This is a genomic window from Methylobacter tundripaludum, from assembly GCF_002934365.1.
Taxonomy (GTDB): Bacteria; Pseudomonadota; Gammaproteobacteria; order Methylococcales; family Methylomonadaceae; genus Methylobacter_A; species Methylobacter_A tundripaludum_A.
The window spans coordinates 400,480-426,404 of sequence record NZ_PTIY01000002.1; the positions used below are offsets into that span (position 1 = coordinate 400,480).

Sequence of the window (25,925 nt, forward strand, 5' to 3'; positions counted from 1 at the left end):
TCGATAAAAACCACTAGCAACGCAAAATTGAAAAACCTATCGGTTAAAACCAAAAAGCTTTTGTGTTATTCCAATCTAAGCACATCCACAGACACCGATAGGGTATGCTGTCCGCCTCCGAAGGCTATACCTTTTAGTGGCGTGACATCGGTGTAATCGCGGCCCCAGGCCAACGTGATATGCTGGTCGAACGGCACTTTATTATTGGTCGGATCGAATTCCAGCCAACCGCTACTCGGCACATAAACCGCAAACCAGGCATGCGATGCATCCGCTCCGACCAAACGCTGTTTGCCCGGTTCCGGCTGGGTTTCTATATAGCCGCTGACGTAACGCGCCGCAATACCGAAAGAGCGCAAGCAGCCAATCGCCAGATGGGCAAAATCCTGGCATACGCCGCGGCGGGAATGCAGCACGTCGGATAACGGCGTGGCAATCGTGGTCGTGCTCGGGGCGTAAGTAAAGTCGGCATGGATGCGCCGCATCAGATCAGCCACCACCTGCACCAAGGGCCGGTTGGGCAGAAAAGAGCTTTGTGCGTAATCGGCCAGTTCGGCGCTGGTGCTCACCAGCGGAGAGTCCAGCAGATAAAGCTTGGCATCCAGCAGCTCATCATCGAAATCCTGCGGTACACACTGATTTTGCAGCAGCGATTGCCCCGGCGCTCCCTGCAACTGGTCGCGCACTTGCTCCCACGTCAGCGAACCGGCCAAATCGCCGCAGCTTGGCTTCGGAAACACGCTGACGTCACTGACCGCAGTGACCGTCAAGCGTTGATGCGCTTGTTGTACGGCGAAATAGGCCACACGGTTGCCGAAGAAATCCAGGCGTTCGTGGAAGTCGTTAGGCTCGGGACTGATCTCAAACCGGCTGGCGTGGCATTGCTGGCGCCAGAAATCACGGGGTTGCAACCGGGCTTCGTTCTGGCATAAGCCGACCAACTGACTGTATTGGTACAGAGTGCTGTGGGTGATGCGGTATTTCACGGTTCATCCTCCTCCGGTTGCGTCGGCGTCATCAGTTGCGGCATTTGAGAGTGGCTGAAATAGGCTTGAGCGAGCACTTCGTAAAGCCGCCACAGCCTCTCCGTCATCGCCGACAACACGCTTTCCAGTTCGGCGTAAACGCCCGTCTCGCCATCAACTTTAACCAGCTCGGACACCTTGACCAAGCGCAAATCGGTGTAGGCTCTGAGTATCAGACATTCTTCCTCACTCAACTGGCCCTTGCCGCGTTCCCTGGGCAATGCGCCGATATGATCGGATAACTGGTGCAATTGATAGGCCAGTGAGCGGGGGTGGGCCTCATCCAACAGCAATAACGCCAATACCATCGGCAACTGGATGAATGAGCGGTAGCGGCGCCGGTAAATGCTCAAACTGTCGGTGGAGACCAATACCGCTTCCAGCAGCTGGTTTTGCAGATTCGCCTCGTGACACTGCACCACCGTGGCGCGCAGCAAAGCGACCAAGGCCAATGCCTGTTCCAGGCGGCGGCCGCTATCGAGCATCAGCCAACCGGCTTCGCGGGTCATGCTTTCAGTGGTCAAGCCGATAAATGCGACAAAACCGGTAATTAAATCATCCAGATTCTTTTGCAGTTGTTCCTGATCGCACTCGCCATTGACGACCCGTTGCTGCCAGCGCCGTTGAATATTATCGACGCAACGCCAGGTATCCTGGGACCAGACATCGCGAATGCTGAACGCGGTTTGAGCGAATGCTTGAATGTTGGCGGCCAGCGTTCCGGCGCGATGGGCATTTTTGGCGAGCGCCAGCAAGTCGTTGAAGGGCTCTTTCAGTGCCGCCGCATCGCCCCGGATGAAGCCCGGATAGGTGCCGGTGACTTGAGTCATCGCGCACAACAATACGTTCAGGCACTGGCTGCCCGATGGATCGTCAAATTCACGAATTTCCGTTAACTTTAACAATATCGTGCGCATCAGGCGGGTAGCGGCTTTGATGCGCTCCAGATACCGTCCGACCCAAAACAGGTTGTTGGCGGCGCGGCTGGTTAAGGGTTCGGCGGCTGCGGACAGGATTACATCCCGGCCGGGTTGAAACCACAAGCTGACCTGCTTGTCCGGCTCATCGGCCAACACCCAGGTGTCTTTGCTGACTCCGCCCGCCTGATTGGAAACGATAAAATCGTTTTGCTGGCGGGCGACCCGGGTCAGCCCGCCGGGCATCACTTGATAGCCGTCGCCGCCGGCGACCGCAAAGCTGCGCAACACCGCAAAACGCGGCTCAATATGGTGGTCGATAAACGCGGGTACTGTAGAAAAACTGACCTGCTCCTGGCCGACATAACAATACGGCTTGGCGATAATGGCGGCGCGTAAACGTTCTTTTTCCTTACTGCTCAGCAAGCCGCCGAACAGGGTGCAATTCCCTGAATTGCGATTGACCGGCTTGATCACCAGCCGGTCAAGATTTTGCAGCACAAAATCCCGCTCGCGGCGCTGGCCGCACCACCAGGTGGCGATTGAAGGCAGCATCAATTCCTGGTTTAAAAAATACCGCGAGAGCCGGGGCAAAAACGCCAGTAATCCGGGGTTTTCCAGTACGCTGCAGCCTAAAGGGTTGGCAATCGCCACATGGTTTCGGCGCACGGCTTCGAGTAATCCGGCAGCCCCCAAGCGGGAAGCGCTGCGCAGTTCCAGCGGATCGCAGAAAGTGTCGTCGACACGCCGCAAAATAACGTCAACCGGTTGCAGGCCATCCAGGGATTTAAGCCAGACCCGGCCGTCGCGCACGGTCAGGTCGTCGCCCTGGACCAGGGTGAAACCGAGGTAAGACGATAAATAGGCATGCTCAAAATAGGTTTCATTCAGCGACCCCGGCGTAAGTATGACTATTCTCGGATCTTCCTTGTTATGCGGCGCAATATCAGCCAGTCCCTTGCGCAAGGCCTTAAAAAAACCGGAAAGCCGGTGTACTTGCATGTCCCGGAAAACGTCAGGAAGTACGCGCGTCATCACGGTGCGGTTTTCCAACGCATAGCCGATGCCGGAAGGCGCCTGGCTGCGATCATTCAACACCCACATGCGGCCGTTATGGCCACGGGCAAGGTTGGCTGAATGAACAATCAGTTGGCGTTGCAGCTGGGGCAGGGCGCCCATGCAAGGATGCAAAAAACCGTTGTGCGCCATCACCAGCTCACTGGGCAGCAGGCCTTTTTTTAACAACAGTTGTTTGCCGTAGATGTCTTTTAAAACAAGATTCAGCAGCTCGGCGCGCTGTTTAAGGCCCGCTTCAATAAGCCGCCATTCTTCACTGCCGATCGGCAGCGGAACGGGATCAAGCCGCCAGGGCCGCGAGAGTTTTTGCGTATCGCCGTAAACATTGTAAGTGACGCCGTTGTCTCTTAACAGGCGCTGGGCCTCGCGGCGGCGCAACTCCAGCTGTTCGCCGCCCAGAGCCGTCATGGCGCCCATAAAGCGTTCCCAGTGAGGCAACGCTTTATTGTCTTGGGCAACCATTTCATCGTAAACGCCAAGTTGGGTGGCGTAAAACTGCGCGCCAATAGCGTTGGCTGATTCGTTCACGTTGCGGCCTGTTGCCCTGTAATTAACGGGTAGATAATGAGTTTATGATTCCCCTGATGACACTGCACGATGAATAAAAAAGGCGAAAGACGAAAGGCGAAGGGCGAAAAAAACCACCGTTCAGCTTTCTCCTTTCGCCTTTTGTCTTTCATTTTATTAGTCAAACCCGTGTCATCCGGGTCATTACGCATTCATCAACTATCCGGGACATCAAGGCCGTTGTTCAATATTTTGATAGTGGCGTAACGGCTCTCCTACATAAATCTGACGGGGACGGGTAATGACCACTTGCTCGCCGTGCAGCATTTCACGCCAATGCGCCAACCAGCCGGGCATACGGCCGATAGCGAATAACACGGTGAACATATTGGTAGGTATGCCTGCGGCCCGAAGAATCAATCCCGAATAAAAATCGACATTCGGATACAGTTTCCGGGAGATGAAATAGTCGTCGCTTAAGGCGATTTCTTCCAGTTTTTTGGCAATATCGAACAAAGGATCGCTGACGCCCATTTTGCTGAATAATTTGTCGCATTGTTTTTTTAATACCATTGCGCGGGGGTCAAAATTCTTATAAACGCGATGGCCGAAGCCCATCAATCGGCTGGTTGAGTTTTTGTCTTTTGCCTGATTGATAAATTCGGTGCCGTCGCCGCCGGCGGCATGTATCTGCTCAAGCATTTGGATAACCTGCTGGTTCGCGCCGCCGTGACGCGGTCCCCAAAGCGATGAAATGCCTGCCGACGCCACCGCATAGACATTCGCCATACTCGACCCCGCGGTACGCACCGACGAGGTGCTGCAATTTTGTTCATGGTCGGCATGCAGGATCAGGAACATATCGATGGCGCGGACAATATCGTCATCCAATTGGTAATCCCGTACCGGCGATGAGAACATCATATTAAGGAAGTTGCGCACATACTTGAGTTTGTAGGACGGATAAATCAGCGGTTCGCCGATCGATTTTTTATATGAAAAAGCCGCGATAGTGCGTACCTGTGAAACCAGGTTGATAACGACCTGCATTTCCGTAGCGCTGTCGAGCCGGTCGGGAAGCGGGTAAAACGTCGATAATGACGCCACCATGGTCGCCAAAATCCCCATCGGATGCGAGCCGCGCGGGAAGCCGTTAAAAAAATGATGCATGTCTTCGTGAATAATCGAAGACTCATTGAGATTGGTCGAAAACTCCAACAGTTGCCGGCTGTTGGGTAACTCGCCGTTCAGCAGCAGATAGGCCACTTCAATAAAACGTGAATTTTCGGCCAATTCCTCGATAGGATAACCGCGATAACGGAGTACGCCTTTCTCGCCGTCAATATAGGTGATCGCGCTTTCGCAACTGGCCGTATTGCCGTAGCCTTCATCCAGAGTCACGTAACTGCTTTGACTGCGCAACTTGGAGATGTCGATGGCTTTTTCACCCTCGATCCCTATCAAGGTGGGCAATGAGTAGTTTTTGTTATCCAGCGTCAATACCGCCGGGGGTAACTGCTTCAATTTATCGGTCATTTTAAGTCAATCTCCAAATCTGTTGGCGTTGCCATCAGTTAATGAGGGTGCGCTGTGCGTACCTTCGGCGTTCAATGGTACGCACAGCATACCCTACGCGGTTATATCTGCACACGCCGGCATTATTCGCTCCGGTGTCGCAAGTCCATTGTAAACGGATATTCGCGACTTGGCTCTTCAATGGGCGGCGCCATCGGCCTTGGCGCGGCTTCGCTGGCGCTGAATTTTGTTATGGCCTGATAGTCGGGCGGCGTTACCATCGGCGGACGCACAACCGGGCCGGGCGTGTGGCCGAAGTCCCAAAAGCGGGTCACGCGCCGCGCCTCGGCTTCATAGCTGTTCACCGGAAACGTATCGTAACTGCGGCCGCCGGGATGGGCGACATGATAAGTGCAGCCGCCTACCGAATGCCCATTCCAGGTATCAATCACATCGATCACTAACGGCACATGCGGGCTGATAGTGGGATGTAACGCGGAAGGCGGCTGCCAAGCCCGGTAACGTACACCGACAACATATTCGCCTTTGCGGCCGGTGTTGCGCAATGATAACCGTCTGCCGTTACAGGTCAACACATAACGGCCTTCGGTAAAGCCGGTCACTTTAATCTGCACCCGCTCTACCGATGAGTCGACATAGCGCGCGGTACCGGTGCTGCCGACTTCTTCGCCCAGCACATGCCAGGGTTCAATCGCAAAACGCATTTCCAGGTCAATGCCGTCTATCAGGGTGTTGCCGTAACGGGGAAAGCGGAATTCGAAAAACGGCTCCAGCCATTCCAGTTCAAACCCGTAGCCGGCCCGTTGCAAGTCTTTAGCGACCTGTTTCATGTCTTCGCGGACATAATGAGGCAGCATAAAGCGGTCATGCAATTCGGTACCCCAGCGGATTAAATCGTGTTTGTAGGGTTCGCGCCAAAACCAGGCAATCAGCGCACGCAATAGTAAGGTTTGCACCAGCGACATCCGGGCATGCGGCGGCATTTCAAAGGCGCGCAATTCCAGTATGCCCAAGCGTCCGGTCGAACTGTCCGGCGAATACAGTTTATCGATGCAGAACTCGGAGCGGTGCGTATTGCCGGTTATATCGGTCAGCAGGTGCCGTAACAAGCGATCCACCAGCCAAGGCGCAGGCACTTCGCCTTCCGGCATTTGTTGGAACGCGATTTCCAGCTCATAAAGCTTTTCGTCCCGGCCTTCATCGACCCGAGGCGCCTGGCTGGTCGGGCCGATAAACATGCCGGAAAACAGGTACGACAAGCCGGGGTGATGCTGCCAGTAAGTCACCAGACTGCGCAACAAGTCGGGACGGCGCAGCAGCGGGCTGTCGGTCGGCGTCTCGGCGCCCATGGTGATATGGTTGCCGCCGCCGGTTCCGGTATGGCGGCCGTCGAGCATGAATTTTTCCGTACCCAATCTGACTTGGTGGGCTTGCTCATAAAGAACGGTGGTTTTGTCGACCAACTCCTGCCAACTTTTCGACGGATGGATATTCACTTCGATCACGCCGGGATCGGGCGTCACCATCAAACGCTCCAGGCGGTAATCCCTCGGCGGTTCGTAACCTTCCAGCACCAGCGGAATTGACAGGTTTTCCGCAGTGGCTTCGACGGCGGCGACCAGCTCCAGATAGTGTTCCAGCGAAGTCAGCGGCGGCAGAAAGATATGTACGCGGCCTTCGCGGGCTTCGACGCAAACCGCGGTATGGGGTACTTCCACCTCGACGCTTTGATCATCGCCAGGATCCTGCTCGCCAAGCCCCGGATGATCCTTGAGTTCTTTCTCCATACGGCTGTAACGGCAGGCGACTTCGCCGTAATAATCGCCGAGTTCAAGCAGCGCCTCAAACAGACTTTGCTGTTCCTGGCTGTCGCGTTTGTCCGGGGCAACCCAGGGCAAACTGTTTAATGGCAAACGCACGCCCATCGGCGAGTTGCCCGGAATCAAAAACAGCGGCCCCCGGCGAAACTCCCAGGGGCCGCTTTGCCATTTTTGTTGGCTCCAATCCCATTTGATAGGCAAGGCAAACCCGGCGGGGCCGCCTAAACCGGCATCCAACAGTTGAGTCAGGGTCTTGCGTTCAATCGAATCTTTCAGATTGCTTTTTAACGGATCGATATTGTCCGGCAGCGTCCCTTCCTGCCAGAGGTAGTAAAAGCTGTCTTCAAAAGCCGTCTTGATATAGCGCGGGTGCAGGCCTAAGCGCAAAGCCAATTGCTTCAGGACGGACTCGGCATGCTCAACCGTATGGCCGTAATCTTTGGTAACGTCGGCCAGCAACGCGGGATTGCGCCAAACCGGCACGCCGTCTTTGCGCCAGAAGACGCCGTATTGCCAGCGCGGCAACGCTTCGCCCGGATACCATTTGCCCTGTCCGTAATGCAGCATTGCGCCTTTTGCAAATTGGTCGCGCAAACGTTGGGTTAGCTCATTGGCCAGTTTGCGTTTGTGCGGGCCGTCGGCATCGACGTTCCACTCCGCGCCTTCCATGTCGTCAACCGAGACGAATGTCGGTTCGCCGCCCATAGTCAGGCGCACATCGTCAGCCAGCAATTGGCGGTCAACCTGCCGGCCCAGCGCGTCAATGCGGAGCCATTGTTCATCGGTATAGGGTTTGGTGACGCGCGGGTCTTCATGCAGGCGCAGCACTGTGTTGCTGAATTCAAACGCCACTTTGCACTTATCGGTGCCGCCGGTGACCGGAGCGGCGCTGGAGGGATTGGGCGTGCAGGCCAGAGGAATGTGGCCTTCACCGGCCAGCAAGCCGGAGGTCGGGTCAAGCCCTATCCAGCCGGCTCCGGGGATATAGACTTCAGTCCAGGCATGCAGGTCGGTGAAATCCTGTTCCGGCCCGGATGGGCCGTCCAGCGATTTGACATCGGCGGTCAGCTGCACCAGATAACCGGAAACAAAGCGCGCCGCCAGCCCCAAATGGCGCAGTATTTGCACCAGCAACCAGGCCGAATCCCGGCACGAACCGCTGAGCTTGGTCAGCGTTTCTTCGCAGCTTTGGATGCCGACTTCCATACGGACGTTGTAAGCAACCGTCTGAAAAACCTTACGATTAAGGTCAACCAGAAAGTCGTTGATGTTGCGTGGATCGAGGTCAAGATCGGCCAGCCATTGTTTGAGTAACGGCCCTTGCTCGGTGATTTCCAGATAAGGCTGCAATTCCTTAAGCAAGAGTTCATCATATTTGAACGGATAATATTCCGCATACTCTTCGACAAAGAAATCGAAAGGATTGATCACCGTCATATCGGCGATGACTTCCACCTCAACGCTGAGTTTACGGCATTTTTCCGGGAACACTACCCGAGCCAGGATGTTGCCGAACGGGTCCTGCTGCCAGTTGATGAAATGATTTTCCGGCTCGATGCGCAAGCTATAGCCTTTAATCGGCGTCCGGCTATGCACCGCCGGGCGCAACCTGAATACATGCGGCGACAAGGATACCGATCTATCGAAGTTGTATACGGTTTTGTGACGGATGGCTACCCGAATGGTCATGATGTGTTCCTATTGCCGAAGCATTAAGCGTTACAAAAATTTCTTAGTGTTGAGTCATTGAACATGAATCGTTTTTTGCGCTTCGGCCTGTATCCGCAACAATTCTTCTTCGATGCCCGCCGCATGGGTCAGTTCGGCGACATTATCTTTGGTAAAGAAGCCCTGAAAGCCGCCGAAGCGCTGTACATATTCGATAATCAGCGAGGAATGCTCTGAGGCGCTGGAAAAAATCTGTTTTAAGCCTTCGTCTTTGGAGCCGACGACATCCAGCAAAAAGCTTTTGCCTTGCTCGCGAATCGCATCGACCACAAACTCGATGTTCTCTATACCCTGTTGATTGCCGTCTTTAACCGCCAGTGCAATATGGTGTAGTCTTGGCCCGTAATTGCGCACGAAATTCTCGGTCGGCGACGGGAATATCTTGAAATGATTGACAAAATAAGGCGTGTTGTTGGCGGTGAACACCTTGGCCGGGCTATGCAGCTCATCGGCATAATGGATGCTTTTGGTGACATTGGTCGATGAGTTCTGATCGACGATGTCGAACGAACCCCAGTAGTAATAACTGGACAGCGACAGCCATTCCAGGATCGCCACCTCCCGGTTTTGGCTGTAAATACGGGTCGCCAGATGATCCACCGGCAAAATCAGTTCGGCTATACCCAAGGTCTTTTGCCGGTATTTCGCGGTATCGCAGGCTTGCTGGACGTCGTAGCGGATGCTGCTGACACCCAATGCATAAACGCGCGGCTCTTCGGGTTCCCGTTCCCAATAGGCGACAATGTTATGGGTATACGGCGACGGTTTAGTGATCGCCATGTTGCCCGGCAGCTCCAGTTTACGGACCTCGTCCTGGGTAAAAAACCGGAAGCCCCGGCGCTGCTGCAATTTAACCACTTCGTGCAGATTGGTGACCCTTAAAATTTCTCCGATGTAGCGACTGTGCGGCTTGCTTGAGCCGATCGGGAAAACCTCGTTCAGGCTGCGAAAAATGCCCTTAATGTCATCGTTTTTTACTTCACGGATAATCAGGTCCGGGGCCGTCATATCAATGCGCAATACATGGGTCCAATGCGACTCGCTTTCCAGCGTGACCAGGTAATGGTAAGGCGACATCAGGCATAATTCCGCAATGTACTCAATTGATTTTCCGGGCTCGACGGTCAGCATAATCGCATCGATTTCATGAATCATGTCGCTTAAGCCCAGGCTGTCGCGCTCTTCGAGCAATTTACCCAGGTATTCGTTAAAGAAAGCTGAGTTTTCTTTGTCGCCTTGAACGGGAAAAGATAAGGAGCGGCTGGTGGCTGGCATGGTGTGTTCTCTACAAGTTGTATCGTCTAAAAATAAAGCAAGCTCCATACCAAGTGATTAATCAGACGGGGTAAGCTTGTTGAGCGCATTCAACAGTACATTGATACCGCACCTATGCGCGGCATGGATAGCGTTGAACAATTCAAATTGCACCAAAATAGAGCAATTAAGGCCCAAAATAGGATGGCTAAAGCCGTTTGTCTGAGCCTCGTAACCGCATTGAGTATTCCAAAATCTCGTCCGCCACGCGCTTGTTGAATGGGCTTAGGGATTACGGCATGCTCGTTCAATGGCTGAGTGTGTATATGCAGGCCATACTTCAACAAGGCTTTCCGCGCACAGAGTGGGCTTCCGGCTTATTTGATAGGGAGTAAGCAAACGGTGCGCTATGTTTTGGGGCGTAAAGATTGAGTTGGCGTTGAGTAAAAAATGGCATAAATCATGCTATTTTTTCATTGAAGCCAACTAGCCTTATAAAATGCCATGAAATCAATCTGGGAAAACTACAAAACCGAGAGTGCTTACGATGAGCTCATGTGTTCGGAGTTCCAACCGAGGCAAGTGAGTTACCGCTTGTGCCAGTATTTAAACTCGCTCAATCAGGGCGATATTGATAAGCGCAAGATAGCCGCCGAACTGGCTATTTTGGAAATGGGCATCAGTTTTACGGTCTACAGCGATGAAGGCAATATAGACCGGGCCTGGCCGTTCGACATTATTCCCCGCATCATCAGCTCTACGGAATGGCGCGTTATAGAAAAGGGTTTGAAGCAGCGTTTAACCGCCTTAAACTGCTTTATATCGGACGTTTACGATGAACAAGCATTCATTAAAGACGGCAAAATGCCGGCCGAAATTATCCATAGCTCAAAAAACTTCCGCAAAGAATGCGTCGGCATGAAACCCCGCCATAGCGTCTGGGCAAATATTTGCGGCACCGATTTGGTGCGTGACCGGGACGGCGTTATGTACGTGTTGGAAGATAATTTGCGGGTTCCTTCGGGTGTTTCCTACATGCTGGAAAACCGTGTTATTACCAAGCGGGTGTTTCCCGAGCTGTTGCAGGATATAGATATTTTGCCTATCGACGACTACCCCAGCCGCTTGCAGGACATGTTGGCGTCGCTTGCGCCCGAGCACATTAAAAAGCCGCAAATTGTGGTGCTGACGCCCGGCATCTATAACTCCGCTTATTTTGAGCACGCCTACCTGGCCCAGCAAATGGGCGCGCAACTGGTCGAGGGCGGCGATCTGGTGGTCAATGACGACGATTGCGTCTATATGCGCACCATCGAGGGGCTGGAAAAAGTCGATGTTATTTACCGGCGCATCGACGATGATTTCCTGGATCCCGAAGTATTCCGCAAAGATTCGGTTTTGGGCGTTCCCGGATTAATGCGCGCCTGGAAAGCCGGCAACGTCTCTTTTGCTAATGCGCCGGGAGCCGGCGTTGCCGATGATAAAGTGGTTTATGCCTATGTGCCGGAAATGATCCGCTATTACCTGAATGAAGAACCGATCTTGCCTAATGTGAAAACTTACCTGTGCGATAACCCCGAGCACCTGAAATATGTGTTGGCGCATTTGCCGGAACTGGTGGTCAAACCGGCTAATGAGTCAGGCGGCTACGGCATGCTGGTGGGGCCGCATGCGACAAGCCGGGAAATAGCCGCGTTTCGGAAAATCATCCAGGAAAATCCCCGTAATTATATTGCCCAGCCTACCTTGGCGATTTCTACAGCGCCTACTTTATGTAACGGCAAACTCGAACCCCGGCATATCGACCTGAGACCGTTTATTTTGCAGGGCGAAAACACCTTTGTGACCGCCGGAGGTTTAACCCGGGTAGCGCTAAAAAAGGGTTCCCTGGTGGTGAACTCCTCGCAAGGCGGCGGCAGTAAAGACACCTGGATTATCAATATGGAGCGTAGCTAATGTTATCCCGTTCAGCAGAGCGCCTGTATTGGCTGGCGCGTTATCTTGAACGCACTGAAAATATCGCCAGACTGGTCAGTGTGCATATGAATCTCTTGATGGATTTGCCTAACGGCGTTGAAATGGGCTGGCAGCAGCTTGTTCGGATCAATGCCTCAAGCCGGCAATTCTATGAAAAATATACCATTGCCAACGAGCGCAATGTCACCCGGTTTCTTTTAACCGATGCCGGGTATATGGGGTCTTTGTTTTCGTCTTTAAGCGCGGCCAGAGAAAATATCCGCACCTCCAGGGATTTGCTGCCCGATGAGGCCTGGGAGCAGGTCAATGAAATGTACCTGTTTGTAAGAAATCATATGGAGTCGGTGCATCACCGCAGCAACCGGATTGCCTTGCTTGACGAGATTCTCAAAGGTTGCCAGCGCTTTACCGGGCTATTGTCGGGTTACATGAGCCACAATCATCCCTATCGATTTATTCGGCTGGGCAAAAATATTGAACGAGCCGATATGACCAGCCGTATTCTGGACTTGGCCTCGTTGCTGTTGGCGGAGTCGCGTAGCGATGAAATGCGCCAATATGAGACTATTCTATGGGTGAATATATTAAAGTCGCTCAACGCCCAGTTAATGTACCGGCAGCAGGTCAGAAGCAGTGTGAATGGCGATGATGTGCTCAACTTTTTGTTGCTGAACACGATTTTGCCGCGTTCGGTCGGTTGTTGTATTGCTGAAATTGCCGGATGCATCAATGATCTGCCGAATAACGATACGCTGCCGGAAGAACTGGTTGTATTGGGGGCTTATGTGCAAGCTATCGATACCCGGAACACGACCCAAGAACAATTACGGGACATTCTCGATGACCTGCAAAACAAGTTGGGCGAGTTGCACGACCGGATAGCCCACAATTGGTTTATGCAGGGCGTTATCGAATAAGCCGTTTACGGTTTAACGCGGCAAGGCGCGGTGGCCGGGCGTCACTCCAGCCATTCGATAATGTGGTCTTCCAGGTCATCGATTTCAGATTCCTTCATCGCGTAACTGCTGATTGAAACACCGGCATCCTGGACGCTGTCGGCGCTTTTCGACAGCAGGGGATGCCAGTCCGGCAGTTCCTCTCCATCGCTCAATAAGCGGTAAGCGCAGGTTGCCGGCAGCCAGTTGTATTCGGCAAAGTCGTGTTGTTTCAGGTCCAGGCATTCGGGGACTAATTGGGTGCGCTCGGCATAACGGGTGCAGCGGCAGGTGTCCAGGTCGATCAGGTTGCAGACGACGCTGGTAAAGTAGATGTCGCCGGTGTCTTCGTCTTCCAGTTTATGCAGGCAGCATTTGCCGCAGTTGTCGCATAATGACTCCCATTCTTCGGTGGTCATTTCGGATAGTTTCTTGGTTTTCCAAAAGCTCATGTAGTATTGCTCGTTAAAGAGGCTGAAGTTAGATTGATTAATTGTTGGACTAAACAATTAAATCACCACGAAGGACACGAAGTTTTTACCTTGGGTTTTTCTTGTGTCTTCGTGGTGATTTTTTAGATTACTGCATAACATCAGTTCCCAAGCAGCTCCCATACCGGCTTGACGTTCTCCGGCAACGGCGCAAGACGCCCTAATTCCACCCATTGGTTGGCCGGGCTGTGGAAATCGGAACCGACCGAACCGGCCAGTTCAAAGCGCTTTGCGTAACCGGCGACCAATTTTATTTCATCGCTGTTATACCGGCCTGTCACAACTTCTATGCCGAGTCCACCAGCCTCCTTGAATGCGGCCAGCAGGCGTCTCATCCAGCTGGCGGTCAGCTTGTAGCGCAAAGGATGCGCCAGTACCGCAACGCCGCCGGACCCAGTGATCCAGTTTACCGCCAGCTCCATTTCAGCCCAGATTGTGGCTACATAAGCGTCTTTGCCGGCGCCAAGATAACGGTCGAACGCTTCCTGCTGGGTGGATACATGGAATTGCGAAAGCAGGAAGTCGGCGAAATGGGTGCGTGTGATCATGCCGTCTCCGGCAGCTTTTTTGACGGCTGCCAGCGCGCCGGGAATGCGTTTTTTCTCCAGTTTCTCAGCGATTTTTTCGGCGCGTTCGGTGCGCATGATCTGCAGGTTGCGGGTGGCCTCGGCAAGCGGCGGATAAGCCGGGTCTATGCCTAATCCCACGATATGAAAACATTTGTTCTGCCAACTGGTGGACAGTTCGATGCCGGGTATTAATTCAATGCCCGCCGCGGTTGCCGCAACCTGGGCTTCACTGAGTCCTACTACGGTGTCGTGATCGGTTAACGCCAGCGAGGTAACGCCGTGTTCATGGGCGCGCTGCACCAATTCCGTGGGCGATAATGCGCCGTCTGAGGCGTTAGAGTGGCTGTGCAGGTCGTAAGTTTCAGTCATGGATATTAGGTTAAAGGTGCAAGGTTAAAGGCGGCTTAAGGGAGTTATTATTCTATGCGCCTTTCGTCCGCCTCACTGATACTCGCCATAAAGTTTTGCATAAAGGCCGTTTTGGCTGAGCAGGGTTTCATGTTGTCCGTGCTCGCAGATTTGGCCTTGTTCAAAAACGTAAACATGATCGGCCTGTTTAACGGCGCTCAGGCGATGGGCAATGATGATCGTGGTGCGGCCGGCTAAGAATTCCGTCATGGCCTGGTGCAGCTTGTGCTCCGTCTCGCTGTCCAGCGCCGAGGTGGCTTCGTCCAGGATGACCACTTTGGGATCGGCGACGATCATTCTGGCGATTGCCATGCGTTGCCGCTGGCCGCCGGACAGCCGCATGCCTTGCCTGCCGACGATGGTGTCCAGCCCTTGCGGCAGATCCTGCACGACGTCTGTCAATTGCGCGATAGTCAGCGCATTCTGTAATACGGCATCGTCGGCCGGTTTACCCAACGTCAAATTGGCGCGGATGGTGTCGTTGAACAGGACGGGGTGTTGCAGCACGGTGACGACATTTTCCCTGACCACTTCCAGGCCGATGCGGTCAATGGCGACATCGTCGAAATAAATCTGGCCGCTGTCGGGCGGGTAGAGGCCGATCAGGGTTTGTATCAAGGTCGATTTGCCGCCGCCGCTGGCGCCGACCAGCGCGACTTTTTCACCGGCTTTGATTTTTAGCTGGATGCCGTCGAGTATTTTTTCCTCGCCGTAGCTGAAATGAAGATTATCCACGCGTAGGGAGACGGTTTTTTTGTTTAAGAACGGGTTCTCAAGGTGAGGGTAATGCGGCTCCTGTTTCAGCGCATTAAGCCGGTTGATGCGGATTAATGCGCCTTTGGCGGCATAAAAGGCGTATTGGATGCTCAATATTTCCTGCACCGGAGCCATCATGAACCAGAGGTAACCGAATACGGCGAGCATTTGCCCGATACTGAGATCGGAATAGAACACCATCAGCATCGCGCAGGCCCGGAATATGTCGAAACCGAACAGGAATACCAGGAAACTCATGCGGGTTGCCGCATCGCTTTTCCAGGCGAAAGCGGTTGAAAAATCCTTGACCGATCGGGCCGATTCAATCAGTTGCTGGCAATAATGTTTCTCGCGGTTGCTGGCGCGTATTTGATGGATGGCTTCCAGGGTTTCGGTCAAGGATTGCTGGAAAACCTCGAAAGCGGAGTTTTCCTTGGCTTTAAGGTCTTTGACGCGCGAGCCGATTACGCGAGTGAAGTAAATGACCACGGGGTTCAGTAGTAAAATAAATAAACCCAATTGCCAGTGCATCCATAATAATACGACGGCGGTGCCGATAACGGTCAGGGCGGCCACCAGCAGTTTGCTGACCGTCGTGCCGATAAAGGTGTCTATCGTATCGAGGTCTTTAATCAGGTAATTCGCTACGGTGCCGGTACCCAGGCTTTCGTATTCGGACATCGAAATGTTTTGCAAATGGCCGATCAGGTCTGCGCGGATGCGGAACACGATGTCTTTGGCGATGCAGGAAAACTGCCGGGACTGTATGATGTTAAAAATAATCGCAATGATGCGCAGGATAACGCTGATCAGCAAAATAACGCCGATATAAAGGATCGGTAGTTGCCAGGTGACAGGGAACAGCTGGTTTACGGTCTGGATGATAATGCCGGGTTTATGCAATAGAACTTCATCGACCAGCAACGGCATCAGCAAAGGCACCGGCACGCTGGCAATGGTGGCCAGGATGGCGATAAAATGAGAAGCAATCAGTTCTTTTTTGTGTTCTAAAGCAATTTGATAGATAGTGCTCCAGCTGTAAGACTGTGTGGCCTGTTTTGATTGCACGGGATTAGATAAGGATGTTTGCATGAGCGCTTGATTATATCTGTCTGAAACATCTTTAGGAATATATTTGCTGTGAGTGAAATATGAAACACCTGTCTGGAAAATTATGGCTGTGTCTGGTTCTTTTTTCCGGCGCAGTGCTCGGCAATAGTCTCGACCGGCAAAGAAGCGATTTTTTACAGGCGGAAAGGGCGCTTGCCCAGGGCAATAATGCCGAATTTATGCGCATCAGCGACGCCTTGATCGATTATCCCCTCTACCCCTATCTGCAATACCAGTGGCTTAAAGATAATTTACAACAAGAGGACCGTATTCCGGCTTTTTTGGCGACCTATAACGACACCCGTTATGCCGGATTATTGAGAACCAAATGGCTGGATTACCTGGCTAAGAATGAGCGCTGGAACGATTTTATCCGGCATTATAGTGTGCCCGCCGCAAACGAGAATACCGCCCTTAGCTGCCAGTACAATCTGGCGATCTACAAAACCGGCAATCAACAGCAGGCGTTGAATGAGGCCAAAAACATCTGGCTTACCGGGGATTCGTTGCCGGAGGAATGCGATCCGCTGTTGTCGGTATTGATGACGTCGCCCGGTTTTACGCCGGATCTGGTTTGGCGGCGCTTTGAGCTGGCCTTGGACAAAGATAATGTCTCGGTGGCCGAATACGTGCGCCGTTCGTTGGATGCGGCGGACCAGGATGTTGCCGATGGTTGGCTGCGGGTACACCAAAATCCCGCTTTAATTGAAAACAGCGGCTTTTTTAATGCGCAAATGGGACGGCTTTTCGCTCATGGTGTAACGAGGCTGGCAAAGTCTGATTTGAACCGGGCCGTTGAGCTTTGGGACGATAGAAAAAACTCTTTCCAGATAGATGCCCAAACTGCCGGGAAAGTAGAGCGCAGTCTGGCGATTGCGTTGGCGCGCAGCCGAAACATCAACGCCTATCAACGTCTTAAGCAATTGCCTGTTGTTGACGCCGAAGTCAATGAATGGAAAGTCAGGGCGGCTTTGCTGGAACAAAACTGGCAGCATGTTGCGGAGGCGTTGGCGGGTTTGACGGCTCAGGAACGGCAGGATCCTAAATGGCAGTACTGGCAAGCCAGAATGCTGGATAAAACCGGGAACTCTTTGCAGGCGCAGGATGTTTACAACAAGCTCGCCGAAGACCGGAGCTTTTATGGATTCTTGGCCGCCGACACGGTTAATAAGCCTTATCAACTCTCCAATAAACCGGTGTTTCTGGCTGGGAATGAACTCGAAAATCTTGCCAATGAAGCCGATTTTAAAGTGGTTAAGGAGCTTGATTTACTGAACAGGAATGTGGAAGCCGAGCGTCAATGGTGGTATGCGGTAAAAAAATTAAGCAAGGAGCGGCGCATGATCGCGGCCAAATTGGCCCAGCAATGGCATTGGGATCAAATCGCCATTACTACGATGGTTAAAGCCGATTATTGGGACGATCTGACGTTGCGCTTTCCGGTTTATTATTCGGGCCAGATTCATGACCATGCCTACCGGCAGAACCTCGATCCGGCCATTGTTTTCGGCCTGATTCGGCAGGAAAGTATTTTCAACAAGGACGCCGAGTCGTCTGTCGGCGCGCGGGGCTTGATGCAAATCATGCCGAAAACGGGCATGCAGATCGCCCGCGAGCTAAAGGAAAAATGGCAGTCGGATCAAAGCCTGTTCAATCCCGATGTTAATGTTAAATACGGCGCTTTTTATTATAAGAAACTGCTGAAACAGTTTCATGGGCATTTCGTATTGGCAGTCGCCGCTTATAATGCGGGGCCGGGGCGTGTCGCAAAGTGGTTGCCGGGTGCCGTGGCTATGCCTGCGGATATATGGGTGGAAACTATCCCTTATCATGAAACCCGAAAATATGTCTCTTCAGTTCTGTCCTATGCGATTATTTATCAGCAACTCATACTCGGTAATTGCTCCATGCATTACTCTACCTCCTGCGTCCCGGCAGTCGAAAGAAAGGGCTTGAAGATAAAAGAATTGATGCTTGATGTGCTGTCCGGCTAAAAATTGAGCTGATTTTTTTTGATGTCTGTTAGATAATGTGCAATTTAGAATAATAATAATTACGTTAAGGTATATAAAAGATTATGGGGAAACAGCACAGTTTTACGCGCGAAGAATTGTTGATGTCCGGCAGGGGAGAACTGTACGGACCGAAAAATGCGCAATTACCTCTGCCAAATATGTTGATGATGGATCGCATTACCTATATATCTGATGAAGGCGGTAAATACGGGAAAGGCGAGATCGTTGCTGAGCTGGATATTAAGCCTGATTTATGGTTCTTCGACTGCCATTTCCAAGGCGACCCTGTGATGCCCGGCTGCTTGGGGCTGGACGCGATGTGGCAGTTGGTCGGCTTCTTTTTGTGCTGGATGGGCGGTCCCGGTAAAGGCCGCGCTTTGGGTGTGGGTGAAGTCAAATTTACCGGACAAGTATTGCCCACCGCTAAAAAGGTGACTTATCGGATCGATTTAAAAAGATTGATAATGCGGAAGTTGGTTATGGGTATCGCTGACGCCACCATGGAAGTCGATGGCAAAGTGATTTACGAGGCTACCGATTTACGGGTCGGTTTGTTTACTTCCACAGAAGATTTTTAGAGGCGTTAACAATGAAAAGAGTCGTAGTAACCGGTTTAGGAATTGTTTCCAGCATAGGGAATAACCGAACAGAGGTTGTCGATTCCCTAAAGGAAGGCCGCTCAGGAATTACTTTCGCTGACGTTTATCAGGAAATGGGTTTCCGCAGCCATGTCCACGGACCCATCAACATAGATTTGGACGCATTTATCGACCGCAAAATAAAACGTTTTATGGGCGATGGCGCGGCGTTCAACTATATTGCGATGCAGCAGGCGATTGACGATTCCGGCCTGGACGAATCCGAGGTGTCGAATTTCAGAACCGGCCTGGTGATGGGGTCCGGCGGGCCTTCAACCTCAAACATCGTTGAAGCGGCCGATATTCTGCGCGAAAAAGGCATCAAAAAAGTCGGGCCTTATATGGTGCCCAGAAGCATGTCCAGCACCAACACCGCATGTCTAGCGACGCCTTATAAGATTAAAGGCGTCAATTACACGATCAGTTCAGCGTGTGCTACCAGCGCACACTGTATCGGTCATGCAATGGAACTGATCCAGATGGGCAAGCAGGATGTCGTGTTTGCCGGCGGCGGCGAGGAAGTGCATTGGACGATGTCGATGTTGTTCGATGCGATGGGCGCTTTGTCTTCCAAATACAATGATGCGCCGACCACAGCATCAAGGCCTTATGATGAAACCCGTGACGGTTTTGTTATCTCCGGCGGCGGCGGTGTTTTGGTGATTGAAGAGCTGGAACATGCCAAAGCGCGCGGCGCGAAAATCTATGCGGAACTGACCGGTTACGGCGCAACTTCCGACGGTTATGACATGGTTCAACCTTCAGGCGAGGGCGCGGTGCGTTGCATGCAGCAGGCAATGGCGACTATCGGCGGTACTAAGGTCGATTATATCAACGCCCACGGCACCAGTACCCCGGTTGGCGACACCAGGGAGCTTGAAGCCTTGCGCAATGTGTTCGGACAGGATAACGTGCCGCTAGTCAGTTCAACAAAATCACTGACGGGGCACGCATTGGGCGCGGCGGGCGTTAATGAGGCGATTTATTCGTTGTTGATGATGGAAGAAAACTTCCTCAGTGCCTCGGCCAACATCACCCAGCTTGATCCGGGCGCTGCTGGCATTCCGATCGTGCGTGAACGTAAAGACAACATCACGTTAAACACGATTATGTCGAACAGCTTCGGCTTCGGCGGCACCAACGCTACACTGATTTTCCAGCGCTACAACGGCTAACGTTTTTGTTTGGAAACATGCAGAAATAAATTTAAGCTTTTACCATGAAGAGCATGAAAGGCATGAAGGATTTAAGTCTTCATGTCTTTCATGCTCTTCATGGTTAAAATAAAACTATATCAGTGGGCAACGGTCCTCGAACCCCGCATTGTAGGATTAGACGGATTTTTTTATCCGTGTTGAGCCGTCCAATCCGTTTCATCCGTGTTCTATTTATATAACATCTACTGACCATGTCAGATCCAAACCAAAAATCCAGAACCCAATTCAACAAACTGCAAAAGAAATTGCGGCACACGGTCGGCGATGCGATTGCCGATTACAACATGATCGAAAATGGCGACAAAGTCATGGTGTGCCTGTCCGGCGGTAAGGATTCCTATACCCTGCTGGACATCCTGATGCATTTGCAGAAAACCGCGCCGGTTGAATTTGAATTGATCGCGGTCAACCTGGACCAGAAGCAGCCCGGTTTCCCTGAACATGTATTGCCGGAATATCTGGCGTCGCTGGGCGTGCCTTACCATATCATCGAAAGAGACACTTACAGCGTGGTCAAGCGGGTCATCCCCGAGGGCAACACCACCTGCGGCCTGTGCTCGCGCTTGCGCCGCGGAACCTTGTACGGTTATGCCGAAGCCAACAACGTCACCAAAATAGCCTTGGGGCATCACCGCGACGACATCCTGGAAACCTTTTTCCTGAATATTTTTTACGGCGGCAAATTAAAAGCGATGCCGCCCAAGCTGTTAAGCGACGACAAAAAAAATATTATCATCCGGCCTCTGGCGTACACCCGTGAAAAAGACATTGAGCGCTTGGCCGCGTTTAAAAACTACCCGATTATTCCGTGCAATTTGTGCGGTTCCCAGGAAAACCTGCAACGCCAAGCGATGAAAGTCATGCTGAACGCTTGGGATAAACAGTTTCCGGGGCGCCTGGAGACCATTTTCGCCAGCCTGCAAAATGTCGCGCCTTCGCAGTTGGCCGATACGCAGTTATTCGACTTTGCCGGACTAACGCGCAGCCAGCAAGCCGTTGAAGAACAGGCTATGACATTTATCGCCAGGGATGGTGTGTATGCCGTAAACCTGCCGGGAGCAGGTTCGGCGATCGCCAGGGATGGTGTGTCTGCCGCTAGCCAGTCGGGAACTGGCGCGGCGAATGCCGGGTTGGACGTATTGGCTCAGTGACCGGTATTGTCCTGTTTACCGATTTTGGGCCGTCCGGCCCTTATATCGGGCAAATGGAATCGGCGATACGGCAGACAGCCCCGAATGCGCCTGTTATCAACCTGCTGAGTAATGCGCCGACAGCCGATCCGCGTTTAAGTTCCTACCTATTGGCTGCATTGCGGCATAGTTTTCCTGTAAACAGTATTTTTCTGGCGGTCGTTGATCCCGGTGTCGGCGGCGAACGCAGGGCCGTGGTTTTGCAGGCCGACGGACAAGCGTTTGTCGGGCCGGATAACGGCTTGTTGAATACCGTCGCCGTTCAGGCTCAAAACACGCAATGGTTGGAAATTACCTGGAGGCCGGAGCATTGCTCGATGAGCTTTCACGGCCGGGATCTATTCGCTCCCGTTGCCGCAAAGCTGGCTATAAACGAGGCAGATGATTTGCTGCGGCCATTTGACCGGCATGATTTAAGCGATTGGCCCGAAGACCTGGCGGAAGTGATTTATTTCGATTATTACGGCAATGCGATGACCGGCTTGCGCTACCGTGCGGCCTTTTCCGGCAAGACTCTGACGGTCAACGGCATTGTGGTCAAACAGGCCGACACTTTCGGTGATGTCGAAGAACAACAGGCTTTCTGGTATAAAAACTCCAGCGGACTGGTCGAGATTGCGGTCAATAAAGGCCGGGCAAAGCGGCAACTGGGGCTTGAATTGGGAATGGAAATCTCTGTACCAATAGTCTGAAGCCGGTAACTCGGGATGAACCGCCCCGGCTAATAGTTTATAATCACCCCTATTAAAATTTTCATCGACCGGCGTTTATATGCGCTTGGTCTCGACTGTCATTGGTTAAATACACTTCATGCAAGAAATAAATCCGATCAAAAACAAAATAGCCGACTTAAAAAGCCGTGGCGATGCCCTTAGGAGGTATCTTTGACTTTGACGTCAAGAGTGAGCGTTTAGTCGAAGTTTTAAGAGAGCTGGAAAACCCAAAAATCTGGGATAACCCGGAAGAAGCGCAAGCCTTGGGTAAAGAGCGCGGCCAGCTGGAAGTCATCGTTAATACCATTAATGACCTGGAACGCGGCCTTTCTGATGCGGAAGAACTGCTGTTGATGGCGGTCGAAGAAGACGATGAGGAAACCGTTGAAACAGTCGTCGATGATCTGGCGCACTTTGAAAAAAGAGTCGCGGACCTGGAGTTTCGCCGCATGTTCTCCGGGCAAATGGACGCCAATAACGCCTTTTTGGACATACAGTCGGGCTCCGGCGGCACCGAAGCCCAGGATTGGGCTTCGATCATCGAGCGCATGTATTTGCGCTGGGGCGAGCGTAAGGGCTTTAAAACCGAGTTGATCGAAGAATCGCAAGGCGACGTCGCCGGCATTAAAAGCGCCACGATCAAGTTCGAAGGCGAATATGCGTTCGGCTGGTTGCGCACCGAAACCGGCGTGCATCGCCTAGTCAGGAAATCGCCGTTCGATTCGGGCAATCGCCGCCATACCTCGTTTGCGTCGGTATTCGTATCGCCGGAAATTGACGACGACATCGACATCGACATCAATCCCGCGGATATTCGTGTCGATGTATACCGCGCCAGCGGCGCGGGCGGCCAGCATATCAACAAAACCGAGTCGGCCGTGCGGATGACCCACAATCCGACCGGAATCGTCGTGCAATGCCAAAGCGACCGCTCGCAGCATAAAAACCGCGACACCGCGATGAAGCAATTGAAAGCCAAGTTGTACGAGCTGGAAATGCGCAAACGCAGCGAATCGGCCCAAGCGCTGGAAGACACCAAGTCGGATATAGGCTGGGGCAGCCAGATTCGTTCCTATGTGCTGGACCAATCGCGGATCAAGGATTTGCGCACCAGTGTCGAAACAGGCAACACCCAGGCGGTGCTGGATGGCGACCTGGATCAGTTTATCGAGGCTAGTTTGAAGAGCGGCCTGTAAAAGTAAAATTAAACAAAAGAGTTAACAAAAAATGTCAGAAATCGAGCACGACGAACAGGAACAAATCAGGCAACGCCGCAGCAAATTAAACGAGTTGCGAGAAAACGGCGGCATTGCTTTCCCTACCGATTTTCGCCGCAATGTGGTGGCCGGAGAGCTGCTGGCCGAATACAACGAAAAATCCAAGGAAGAACTCGAAGCCGAGCCAATGCGTGTGAAATTAGCAGGACGGATGATGACCCGCCGGGTGATGGGCAAGGCCAGTTTCTGCCATATTCAAGACATGTCCGGCAAAATACAGCTGTATGTGACTCGCGATACGCTGCCCGAAGGTTTTTACAACGAGCAGTTCAAAAAGTGGGATATAGGCGACATCGTCGGTGCGGAAGGCGTACTGTTTAAAACCCAGACCGGCGAACTCAGCGTCAAGGTCGATGACATTCGTTTGCTGACCAAGGCCTTGCGTCCGCTGCCCGAAAAATTCCACGGCATTGCCGATCAGGAAATCAAATACCGCCAGCGCTATCTGGATTTGATCATGAGCGAGCAATCGCGCAATACCTTTTTGATTCGCTCCAAGGTGGTCGCCTATATCCGCCAGTTCCTGATCGAGCGCAATTTCCTGGAAGTTGAAACGCCGATGATGCAAATGATTCCAGGCGGCGCAACGGCGCGTCCTTTCAGGACATTCCATAACGCTCTGGACATGGAGTTGTATCTGCGTATCGCGCCGGAATTGTATTTAAAGCGCTTGGTCGTCGGCGGTTTTGAGCGGGTGTTTGAAATCAACCGCAACTTCCGCAACGAAGGTTTATCGACGCGGCATAACCCGGAATTCACGATGCTGGAGTTTTATCAGGCTTACGCGGAATACGGCGACTTGATGGATTTAACCGAAGCCATGCTGCGCGGCGTCGCGATTGAAGTGTTGGGGCAAACTACGGTTACTTATCAGGGCGAGCAATACGATTTCGGCAAACCGTTCGACCGCATGACCGTGTTCGAGTCGATCCTGCACTTTAACCCGGAGTTGACGGCGGAAAATATCGCCACCCGCGAAGCCGCCGTTGAAGTCGCCAAGAAGCTGAATATTCCGGTCAAGGATGGTTACGGTTTGGGCAAAATCCAGATCGAGATATTCGAAAAAACCGTCGAAAGCCGGTTGATGAATCCGACCTTCATTACCGCGTATCCGGTTGAAGTATCGCCATTGGCGCGGCGCAATGACGATGACCCGCATGTCACCGACCGCTTCGAGTTTTTTGTCGGCGGACGGGAAATCGCCAACGGCTTCACCGAGTTGAACGATGCCGAAGACCAAGCCGCGCGCTTCCAAAAACAGGTCGAGGAAAAAGAAGCCGGTGACGATGAAGCCATGCATTTTGACGCCGATTATATCGTCGCGCTGGAGCACGGTATGCCGCCGACAGCAGGCGAGGGCATAGGTATCGACCGTCTGGTCATGCTGTTTGCCGATGCGCCGTCAATACGCGATGTGTTGCTGTTTCCGCATATGCGGCCTAAGGGTTAAGATCGCCTCGGCGTTGACTTAAACCGTTCGTGCTGAACCCGTCGAAGCATGAACGGTTTAAGTCGTTGCGCGAAATGCCCTTCGACAAGCTCAGGGCGAACGGATTTGAGTGTAATTAAAAACTGTCCTTCAACCGCCTAACCTCCGCAAAAACCTCCACCGGCTTTTTGCTCACCATGTTAATCGTTTCCTGCAACGCCAAACTGTCTTCCCTGAAAAACGGATTGGTCGCCAGTTCCTGTTCTATCGTCGACGGCACCGTCGGCAAGCGGTTCGCCCTCATCTGATTGATAACCTCCATTCTTTGTTGCAATTGCCGGTTATCGGGCTCCACCGTTAACGCAAACCGGCCATTGGTTTGCGTATATTCATGGGCGCAATAGATTTGAGTCGATGCGGGCAAGGCCTTTAATTTCTGCAACGAATGCCACATCTGTTCCGCCGTGCCTTCAAATAATCTCCCGCAGCCCATCACAAACAACGTGTCTCCGCAAAACAACGTGTTGTCGTCCGCAAAATAATAAACAACATGGCCGCTGGTATGGCCGGGAGTCGATATGACGTTTGCCGTATGCTTGCCGAGCGTTACCACATCGCCGTCAACAACGCCGCGATCGATGCCGGGGATTCTATGCCGGTCCGAAAGGGGAGCAATAACCGTGCAGCCGGTTTTTTGTTTCAGTTCCAGATTACCGCCGACATGATCGCCATGATGATGAGTATTCAGAACAGTGGTGAGCCGCCAGCCTTTTTGATCCAGAACATCCAAAACCGGCTGGGCGACAGCAGGGTCTACCACAGCGGTTTCACCCGACACCGGGTCATGAATCAGGTAAATGTAGTTATCGTTTAAGACGGGGAGTTGCAGGATGGCCAGCATAATTTAAGTCCTTGAGAACCAGATAAGGCAAGCAATGTGCTCCCGATTTGGTTAAAACGGAATGTCATCATCAAAATAATAATTACCTATAGTTTTCTCTATTCCTAATATAAATTGTTCGATAATCTTTATGACAGTTAGAATATATTCTTTATCAATTAGTCTTAGATTGCCTCCATATTCGGTTTTTCCATTTCTATGCACACAGTCATGACGTGCTTGAATAGCCAGAAACAACTCTTCCTTATCATTTCCTTCAAAATCAAATCGGATGCCTAAAATATTCCTTAGATTCAACTCATAAGTGCAATCGGCACTAATCGGAAAAGAAAAAGGTTAGCTGATATAGTTTCACGCTTTTTTCAATCCGACCAAAGACGAGAAAGCGCATGAGAAACTATAAACAGCTAAGCCAAGAACAAAGATACCAGATTA

The 25,925-nt window shown here is 52.2% G+C and carries 17 protein-coding genes and 1 pseudogene; 9 read left to right on the plus strand and 9 right to left on the minus strand.

Annotated features, from left to right (window positions below):
- Nucleotides 1-65 precede the first annotated feature (65 nt).
- The 5 genes from B0F88_RS03925 to B0F88_RS03950 form a co-directional block, all read right to left on the minus strand.
- The gene (locus B0F88_RS03925) at nucleotides 66-986 is read right to left on the minus strand and encodes a transglutaminase family protein (protein WP_104422631.1); all 921 of its coding nucleotides are present in this window, start codon (nucleotides 984-986) and stop codon (nucleotides 66-68) included.
- Nucleotides 983-3,547, minus strand: coding sequence for a circularly permuted type 2 ATP-grasp protein (locus B0F88_RS03930; RefSeq protein ID WP_104422632.1), 2,565 nt, complete (start codon nucleotides 3,545-3,547; stop codon nucleotides 983-985). The genes B0F88_RS03925 and B0F88_RS03930 overlap by 4 nt, the downstream gene beginning before the upstream one ends.
- Before the next feature lie 210 nt (nucleotides 3,548-3,757).
- Complete coding sequence (locus B0F88_RS03940) at nucleotides 3,758-5,062, minus strand: citrate synthase (protein WP_104422634.1); 1,305 nt, start codon at nucleotides 5,060-5,062, stop codon at nucleotides 3,758-3,760.
- A gap of 122 nt (nucleotides 5,063-5,184) precedes the next feature.
- Nucleotides 5,185-8,571, minus strand: coding sequence for a transglutaminase family protein (locus B0F88_RS03945; protein WP_104422635.1), 3,387 nt, complete (start codon nucleotides 8,569-8,571; stop codon nucleotides 5,185-5,187).
- Between the two features lie 54 nt (nucleotides 8,572-8,625).
- Nucleotides 8,626-9,885, minus strand: coding sequence for a hypothetical protein (locus B0F88_RS03950; protein ID WP_104422636.1), 1,260 nt, complete (start codon nucleotides 9,883-9,885; stop codon nucleotides 8,626-8,628).
- 483 nt (nucleotides 9,886-10,368) lie between these two features.
- Between B0F88_RS03950 and B0F88_RS03955 the strand changes: the two genes are divergently transcribed.
- Both B0F88_RS03955 and B0F88_RS03960 read left to right on the plus strand, forming a co-directional pair.
- Entirely contained in the window at nucleotides 10,369-11,820 is a 1,452-nt protein-coding gene (locus B0F88_RS03955) for a circularly permuted type 2 ATP-grasp protein (protein WP_104422637.1), read from the plus strand.
- Nucleotides 11,820-12,758, plus strand: coding sequence for an alpha-E domain-containing protein (locus B0F88_RS03960; protein WP_104422638.1), 939 nt, complete (start codon nucleotides 11,820-11,822; stop codon nucleotides 12,756-12,758). The genes B0F88_RS03955 and B0F88_RS03960 overlap by 1 nt, the downstream gene beginning before the upstream one ends.
- 41 nt (nucleotides 12,759-12,799) lie before the next feature.
- Here the strand turns inward: B0F88_RS03960 and B0F88_RS03965 are convergent, their stop codons facing one another.
- The 3 genes from B0F88_RS03965 to B0F88_RS03975 form a co-directional block, all read right to left on the minus strand.
- Nucleotides 12,800-13,228: a YcgN family cysteine cluster protein gene (locus B0F88_RS03965; RefSeq protein WP_104422639.1), complete on the minus strand. Its 429-nt coding sequence runs from the start codon at nucleotides 13,226-13,228 to the stop codon at nucleotides 12,800-12,802.
- 140 nt (nucleotides 13,229-13,368) lie between these two features.
- Nucleotides 13,369-14,205 (minus strand): PHP domain-containing protein, encoded by an 837-nt coding sequence (locus B0F88_RS03970; protein ID WP_104422640.1) that lies wholly within the window; start codon nucleotides 14,203-14,205, stop codon nucleotides 13,369-13,371.
- A 72-nt stretch (nucleotides 14,206-14,277) separates the two neighbouring features.
- Nucleotides 14,278-16,092, minus strand: a complete 1,815-nt coding sequence (locus B0F88_RS03975; protein ID WP_104422641.1) for an ABC transporter ATP-binding protein — start codon at nucleotides 16,090-16,092, stop codon at nucleotides 14,278-14,280.
- Between the two features lie 59 nt (nucleotides 16,093-16,151).
- Between B0F88_RS03975 and B0F88_RS03980 the strand changes: the two genes are divergently transcribed.
- The 7 genes and pseudogenes from B0F88_RS03980 to lysS all read left to right on the plus strand — a co-directional run bounded on the left by B0F88_RS03980 (nucleotide 16,152) and on the right by lysS (nucleotide 24,610).
- Nucleotides 16,152-18,104 (plus strand): transglycosylase SLT domain-containing protein, encoded by a 1,953-nt coding sequence (locus B0F88_RS03980; RefSeq protein ID WP_104422642.1) that lies wholly within the window; start codon nucleotides 16,152-16,154, stop codon nucleotides 18,102-18,104.
- Between the two features lie 83 nt (nucleotides 18,105-18,187).
- Nucleotides 18,188-18,703 (plus strand): 3-hydroxyacyl-[acyl-carrier-protein] dehydratase FabA, encoded by a 516-nt coding sequence (gene fabA, locus B0F88_RS03985; RefSeq protein ID WP_104422643.1) that lies wholly within the window; start codon nucleotides 18,188-18,190, stop codon nucleotides 18,701-18,703.
- Between the two features lie 11 nt (nucleotides 18,704-18,714).
- A complete protein-coding gene (gene fabB / locus B0F88_RS03990; protein WP_104422644.1) occupies nucleotides 18,715-19,938 on the plus strand; it encodes a beta-ketoacyl-ACP synthase I in 1,224 nt (407 codons plus the stop codon).
- Between the two features lie 233 nt (nucleotides 19,939-20,171).
- Nucleotides 20,172-20,981: pseudogene (gene ttcA, locus B0F88_RS03995) on the plus strand (tRNA 2-thiocytidine(32) synthetase TtcA); the annotation flags it as partial.
- A 146-nt stretch (nucleotides 20,982-21,127) separates the two neighbouring features.
- A complete protein-coding gene (locus tag B0F88_RS04005; protein WP_104422645.1) occupies nucleotides 21,128-21,862 on the plus strand; it encodes an SAM hydrolase/SAM-dependent halogenase family protein in 735 nt (244 codons plus the stop codon).
- Between the two features lie 118 nt (nucleotides 21,863-21,980).
- Nucleotides 21,981-23,079 (plus strand): peptide chain release factor 2 gene (prfB, locus tag B0F88_RS04010; protein WP_104422646.1). Its coding sequence is split into 2 segments (ribosomal slippage): nucleotides 21,981-22,055 and nucleotides 22,057-23,079, totalling 1,098 coding nucleotides; the frame shifts between segments, so codons are not numbered across the junction.
- 31 nt (nucleotides 23,080-23,110) lie between these two features.
- Nucleotides 23,111-24,610, plus strand: a complete 1,500-nt coding sequence (lysS, locus tag B0F88_RS04015) for a lysine--tRNA ligase (RefSeq protein WP_104422647.1) — start codon at nucleotides 23,111-23,113, stop codon at nucleotides 24,608-24,610.
- Between the two features lie 115 nt (nucleotides 24,611-24,725).
- Here the strand turns inward: lysS and gloB are convergent, their stop codons facing one another.
- The gene (gene gloB / locus B0F88_RS04020; RefSeq protein WP_104422648.1) at nucleotides 24,726-25,490 is read right to left on the minus strand and encodes a hydroxyacylglutathione hydrolase; all 765 of its coding nucleotides are present in this window, start codon (nucleotides 25,488-25,490) and stop codon (nucleotides 24,726-24,728) included.
- Between the last annotated feature and the right edge of the window lie 435 nt (nucleotides 25,491-25,925).

Excerpts from the sequence above, each read along its gene's own strand:
- B0F88_RS03965 (WP_104422639.1), bottom strand. The coding sequence starts at position 13,228 with ATGAGCTTTTGGAAAACCAAGAAACTATCCGAAATGACCACCGAAGAA.
- B0F88_RS03940 (WP_104422634.1), bottom strand. The coding sequence starts at position 5,062 with ATGACCGATAAATTGAAGCAGTTACCCCCGGCGGTATTGACGCTGGAT.
- lysS (WP_104422647.1), top strand. The coding sequence starts at position 23,111 with ATGTCAGAAATCGAGCACGACGAACAGGAACAAATCAGGCAACGCCGC.
- B0F88_RS03975 (WP_104422641.1), bottom strand. The coding sequence starts at position 16,092 with ATGCAAACATCCTTATCTAATCCCGTGCAATCAAAACAGGCCACACAG.
- B0F88_RS03950 (WP_104422636.1), bottom strand. The coding sequence starts at position 9,885 with ATGCCAGCCACCAGCCGCTCCTTATCTTTTCCCGTTCAAGGCGACAAA.
- B0F88_RS03980 (WP_104422642.1), top strand. The coding sequence starts at position 16,152 with ATGAAACACCTGTCTGGAAAATTATGGCTGTGTCTGGTTCTTTTTTCC.
- B0F88_RS03970 (WP_104422640.1), bottom strand. The coding sequence starts at position 14,205 with ATGACTGAAACTTACGACCTGCACAGCCACTCTAACGCCTCAGACGGC.
- fabA (WP_104422643.1), top strand. The coding sequence starts at position 18,188 with ATGGGGAAACAGCACAGTTTTACGCGCGAAGAATTGTTGATGTCCGGC.
- fabB (WP_104422644.1), top strand. The coding sequence starts at position 18,715 with ATGAAAAGAGTCGTAGTAACCGGTTTAGGAATTGTTTCCAGCATAGGG.
- B0F88_RS03955 (WP_104422637.1), top strand. The coding sequence starts at position 10,369 with ATGAAATCAATCTGGGAAAACTACAAAACCGAGAGTGCTTACGATGAG.
- gloB (WP_104422648.1), bottom strand. The coding sequence starts at position 25,490 with ATGCTGGCCATCCTGCAACTCCCCGTCTTAAACGATAACTACATTTAC.
- B0F88_RS03945 (WP_104422635.1), bottom strand. The coding sequence starts at position 8,571 with ATGACCATTCGGGTAGCCATCCGTCACAAAACCGTATACAACTTCGAT.
- B0F88_RS03960 (WP_104422638.1), top strand. The coding sequence starts at position 11,820 with ATGTTATCCCGTTCAGCAGAGCGCCTGTATTGGCTGGCGCGTTATCTT.